The following is a 5,248-nucleotide window of genomic DNA, read 5'->3' on the forward strand; positions in this document are numbered from 1 at the left end:
AACAACGATAAGAAAAAGGCTTTATTAACGTTGAAGTTAAAGGTGGTTTCTCGTTTCGTGAGCTGGAATTATATATGAGGGATGCTTAAAGGCAGATTAAAAAATGGCAACTTTTTTAAAAAATAAAAATTATAAATTTTTAATCAAATTTAACTATTTTCTTTTATGGATGCAAAGCCACTTTCTTTTTCTATAGTAATGGTTGTTTGATTGCCGCGTTTATCAGTTATTGTTATACTGCAATCTTTTTTAAGAAGTCTATCATAAGGACGCTTTGCTCCACCAGAAGTAGTACTTGCTACTCTCATAGGGCGACCCATTTCATCAAAAATTATAGTTTGCATTCCACTACAACCATCTTTAAAATCAACTAATGTTATACCAAATCTTTTTCCTAAATTTAATTCCTTATTTATTTTTTTACAAGCATCTGTTGATATTCCACTCCAGCCTCCACTAAGGAGTTTCCCGCTTTTATAGATATCGTTTGCTACTTCTCTTTCCGAATTTATATTTCCATTTATACTTTTGTCAAAAAAAACACTATACTTCCAAGTCTTAACTCCTAGTTTATCTATAGAGCATTCCTTTAGACTAGTTTCATTAAATGTTATTCCCCATCTCAACTTAAACCATGGCTTAGACTGATTGCTAATAAAATTTTCATATTTATCATCCTGCATAGCGAGGTGCTGGGTGTATCTTATATGAGTTAGGATCTGATTTGCAGCTTCTCTTGAGGCATTTCTGTTTAGTTTTGGGATCATAATGGCAGCTAAAATTCCAACAACAACAATAACAAAAATAAGCTCTATCATCGTAAAAGCTCTTTTTTTCATAGTTTATCGTTCCTTGATATTGAAATTTGCAACTACTTTTCCCATTTTTTCTATACTAAATTTTGACTTCTCATCTAAATCGGCACTTGCTAATAAATTTTTAGAGTAGCTTTTTGTTTTTATCCCATAAAATTTAAGCCTTAGCGCAAGCCTTGTATCTTCAGTCGCTATATCTTGCACTCCAGCCTCTTTTAGCTTATCTGCCAGCTCTTTTGCTACATCAAATTTATAAGTGAGATGTTTTGTAGGATCGCTTAAAAAGAGGTAAAAAATTTGATTAAAAATGATCGCTGACCAGTTAAATATCAAAAATAGCATCACTAAGCTAGTGCAAATTTTATGACCTTTTCTAAATTTTGGCAGCCTCACGCGATATGAGTTGAAAAAAACTCTTACCATAAGTGGCGTTGCGATCACACAAAATGGCAAAAACTGCTCAAGCTCCAGCCTTTGGCGCACAGAGACTATCATACAAAAGCAAAATGAGCAAATGGCGATAAACCACAAAAGATCCTTCTTCTCCTTAACCCAAATTCTATAAATCGTATATACAAAAAAGATAAAGACGAATGGCGAAAATACAGCTGCAAATATGCCAAAAGTATCGATAAAGTGCCCGCTTGGTCTGCCATTTGTTTCAAAGCCAAAAAAGTAAAGCGTCAGCAAAAATAAAATGGCACTGAGCCAAGCAAGAGGCGGCTTTCTTTTGTAAAGTGCAAATATAAAAAATCCTGCATAAAATATCAAAAAATCACCATCTATGAAAAAGGCTAGGCAGAAAAAGAGGCTAAATAAAATTTTCTTTTTAATATGAAAAAGATATATGCATAAAAGCGCTAGAGTGATGCAAATTCCAGCGTTATTTATGATAAGTGCTGAAGCTAGCGTGCCAGGAAGCAGCACAAAAAGTAGGACCGCTATGATCCTGTCAAATTCGAGCTTAATGTAAAATTTACTGACTTTATACATCAAAACCACGCTTGCGATGTGAAAAAAGATCATCACGCCCCGCACAGCAAGGTCATTTTGACCAAAAAAATGGGTGCTTAATTTTAAGATGTAGCTTAAAAGGCTGTGCTTTTGAAAGAAAATTTCAGCCTCATTGTAGCTTATACTAAGAGAATTTGCCGCATAAAGCAGAAAAACAAAATCAATCAAACATATCAAAAATACGCTAAAAGCGATGTGTCTGCTAGCAAATTCTCTAACTCTTTCTAACAAATCGCGCCCTTAAATATGTATATCCCAGAAAAACTCAACCCAGTCATGAGCCTCTTTTACCTTAAATTCAGGCAAAAGCAGAGCCTTCTCTTTATAAAATACAGTCGCTATCTTTATATCTAAATTTGGATAGCGTTTAAGCAGCTCTCTTTTTATCTCGACCATGCTCTCGCCGCTATCGATGATGTCATCAACAAGCAAAATTTTAGTGTATTTGCTAAGATCTGGCACGTTAAAAATTTGTATCGTATCAAGCTTGTTTGTATCTTCATAGTGGATAGAATTTAAAGTAAATAAATTTCTATTTTCAAGCGCAACAGCTAGCGAGTGGCCAAGCGTTAGACCACCTCTTGCCACGGCTAGTATCACCTCTGGATCAAACTCATCTTTTATCTGTTTTGCCATCTTTTTAGCATCAACGGCAAATTCATCGTAGCTATAAAATATCATCTTTCATCCTTATCAATGCACTAAAAATACGATAAAACTAATGAGCGCTAGCACGACTACACCTAAATTTATATCGCTAAATTCTCTCTTTATAAGCTTAACTATGACGTATGACATAAAGCCAAATGCAAGGCCGTTTGTGATCGAGTAAGTAAGCGGGATGAGTACAACTATGAAAAATGTCGCAACTCCGATGGCTGGATCTTTGAAATTTATGCTAGCAAGCTCGGCAAACATAAGCACACCGACCATTACAAGGATCGGATAGATGGCATTGCCAGGGATCGCTTTAAAAAGTGGCAACATAAATAGTGTAAGTATAAACAAAAGTCCGCAAAATACAGCTGTTAGACCAGTCCTACCACCCTCTTCTACGCCGCTTGCGCTCTCTACAAACGATGTGGTCGTACTTACACCTACAAGTGAGCCAGCTGCCGTAGCAATAGCGTCAGCTTCAAGAGTTTTTTCAAGTTTTACGACGCCATCTTTTTTGTTTTCGTCAAATATCCCAGCCCTTGTGCCAACGCCAGCTAGCGTGCCTATCGAGTCAAAAAGATCGGTCACAAAAAATGTGATAACAACTGGGAGTAAGGCTAGGCTAAAGGCGCCTTTTATGTCAAGCTCTAAAAATATCGGTGAGATAGAGGCTGGAGTTGAGAAAATTTCTGTTGGATGAGGAGCGATGCCAAGCACCCAAGCGATCACTGAAGTGACAAGCACAGCTAGGATAAACGCGCCCTTTATCTTCCACGCCCAAAAGCAAATAACCAAAAATAGCCCCAAAACGCCAAGAAGCACATTTGGATCTCTGAAATTTCCTATGCCAACTAAAACCGCGTCGTTATTTACGATAAAGCCCATTTGCTGAAACGCCACAAAGCTGATAAATGTGCCTATACCAGCGCTTATCGCTCTTCTTAGATCAAGTGGGATGGATCTTATTATCCACATCCTAAAATTTGTAAAAGACAAGACGACAAATATCACGCCGCTTAGAAAAACAACACCAAGAGCCGTTTGCCAAGGCACTTTCATACCGATGCAAAGACCAAATGTAAAATAAGCGTTAAGCCCCATACCAACGCTCATCGCAACTGGCGTGTTCGCCCAAAGACCATTTAATACAGTAGAAAATATGGTAATTAGCGCTGTTGCCGTTATTAGCGCCTCATAAGGCATGCCAGTTTTGCTCATAATGATCGCATTTACCGGCACGATATACATCATCGCCAAAAATGTCGTAAGTCCCGCTCCAAATTCCTGCTTCACACTCGTTTTGTTTTGTGCTAAGTCAAAAAATTTCACCCCAAGCTCCTTTAGTAAATTTTAAGTTCGTTATATAAGCTATCACGCTCAACCGGCGTAAAACCAGATGTTTTAATAAGATCGCAAAACGTCTTTAGTGTGACGCCATTTGCGCTGTTTGCGCCGGCTGCACTTTGGATACTCTCTTTTTCTATCGTGCCATCAAGATCATCAGCGCCAAATTCCTGAGCGATCATCGCTAAATTTAGCGTCGAAGTAGCCCAGTATGCCTTTATGTGTGGGACGTTATCAAGCACCAAGCGAGATATCGCCATAGTCTTTAAAATTTCAGCTGATCCTAGAAATTTAACATCTTTTAAATAGTTATTTTCTCTTTGATAGACAAGCGGGATAAATGCATTAAATCCGCCAGTTTCGTCCTGCAAGTCTCTGATCCTTAGCATGTGATCGATCCTATTTTCACGGCTTTCTATGTGCCCAAAGAGCATTGTAGCGTTACTTTGCCTGCCTTTATCGTGCCACATTTTGTGGATCTTTAGCCAGTTCTCGCTACTTACCTTGCCTTTGCAAATTTTAGCCCTGACCTCTTCATCAAAAATTTCAGCCCCACCCCCTGGCATGCTATCGACGCCGTATTCAAGCATTTTTTCTATCACCTCATCGTAGCTTAAGCCGTAATGCCTTGATAAAAAATCAATCTCAGCCGCCGTCATCGCCTTTACGTGAAGCTCTGGATGAGCTGCCTTTATCTTTTTAAAAATTTCTAAGTACCACTGCCAACCGCTAGTTGCGTTGTGAGCGGAGACGATGTGTATCTCTTTTACACCGTGGCTCACGCTCTCATCAACGATCTTTAAAATTTCTTCGTGGCTCATTAAGTATGGATTTGGATTTTTTCTGTGGGCTGAAAATGCGCAAAATTTACAGATGTCAGCACAGATATTTGTTGGATTGATATGGCGATTTACATTAAAAAAGACCTTGTTGCCGTGCAGTTTTCTGCGCTTTTTGTCGGCAAATTTAGCCAAGGTAAAAAGATCAAGCTCATAAAGCGAAAAAGCCTCTTGTTTGCTTAATCTCTCGCCACTTTCTAGTTTTTGTAATAGATTCATTAGTTATATCGTCCTAAAGCTGAACTTAAGGCTTTATTATAAGCAAATAAAGCTTTGTTTTTGCAAAAATTATGTAACATTTGCCAAGATATTTTTAACAATGGAAACACTAAATGCTAGCTGATAAAAGTGCCAAAAATAGCGATAATTATTCAAAAATCAAAGAGAAATTTCTTGATTTTAAGGCAAATTTGCCAAAACATTTTCAAAAAAACCAGGGCAGAAATTTCACAAATTTCTTAGCCAAAGAGTATGATGATTTTATAAAATCTTATTTAAATGAAACTATGCGAGAATTTTTTGATGAGTTTGTGCCACAAAATGACAGCTTTGCTTTTAGCGTTCTAGCCACTGGCAAAT

6 protein-coding genes are annotated in these 5,248 nt (G+C 37.6%); 1 reads left to right on the forward strand and 5 read right to left on the reverse strand.

Annotated features, from left to right (window positions below):
* Positions 1-149: 149 nt before the first annotated feature.
* The 5 genes from F3G86_RS02365 to mqnE are packed head-to-tail and all read right to left on the reverse strand — an operon-like array spanning position 150 to position 4,888.
* Entirely contained in the window at positions 150-839 is a 690-nt protein-coding gene (locus F3G86_RS02365) for a pilus assembly FimT family protein (RefSeq protein ID WP_149722878.1), read from the reverse strand.
* 3 nt (positions 840-842) lie between these two features.
* The gene (locus tag F3G86_RS02370) at positions 843-2,060 is read right to left on the reverse strand and encodes an ArnT family glycosyltransferase (protein WP_149722879.1); all 1,218 of its coding nucleotides are present in this window, start codon (positions 2,058-2,060) and stop codon (positions 843-845) included.
* A gap of 9 nt (positions 2,061-2,069) precedes the next feature.
* Positions 2,070-2,510: a phosphoribosyltransferase gene (locus tag F3G86_RS02375; protein WP_012001533.1), complete on the reverse strand. Its 441-nt coding sequence runs from the start codon at positions 2,508-2,510 to the stop codon at positions 2,070-2,072.
* A gap of 12 nt (positions 2,511-2,522) precedes the next feature.
* The gene (locus tag F3G86_RS02380; protein ID WP_149722880.1) at positions 2,523-3,815 is read right to left on the reverse strand and encodes an NCS2 family permease; all 1,293 of its coding nucleotides are present in this window, start codon (positions 3,813-3,815) and stop codon (positions 2,523-2,525) included.
* Between the two features lie 11 nt (positions 3,816-3,826).
* A complete protein-coding gene (gene mqnE, locus F3G86_RS02385; RefSeq protein WP_002939521.1) occupies positions 3,827-4,888 on the reverse strand; it encodes an aminofutalosine synthase MqnE in 1,062 nt (353 codons plus the stop codon).
* Positions 4,889-5,001: 113 nt separating this feature from the next.
* On the opposite strand from mqnE, the gene F3G86_RS02390 reads away from it, so the two are divergent.
* On the forward strand, positions 5,002-5,248 hold a 247-nt coding region (locus tag F3G86_RS02390), incomplete at its 3' end, for a hypothetical protein (protein WP_149723152.1).

Origin of the sequence: Campylobacter concisus, assembly GCF_902460595.1 — a bacterium.
In the GTDB taxonomy this organism is placed as follows: Bacteria; Campylobacterota; Campylobacteria; order Campylobacterales; family Campylobacteraceae; genus Campylobacter_A; species Campylobacter_A concisus_BL.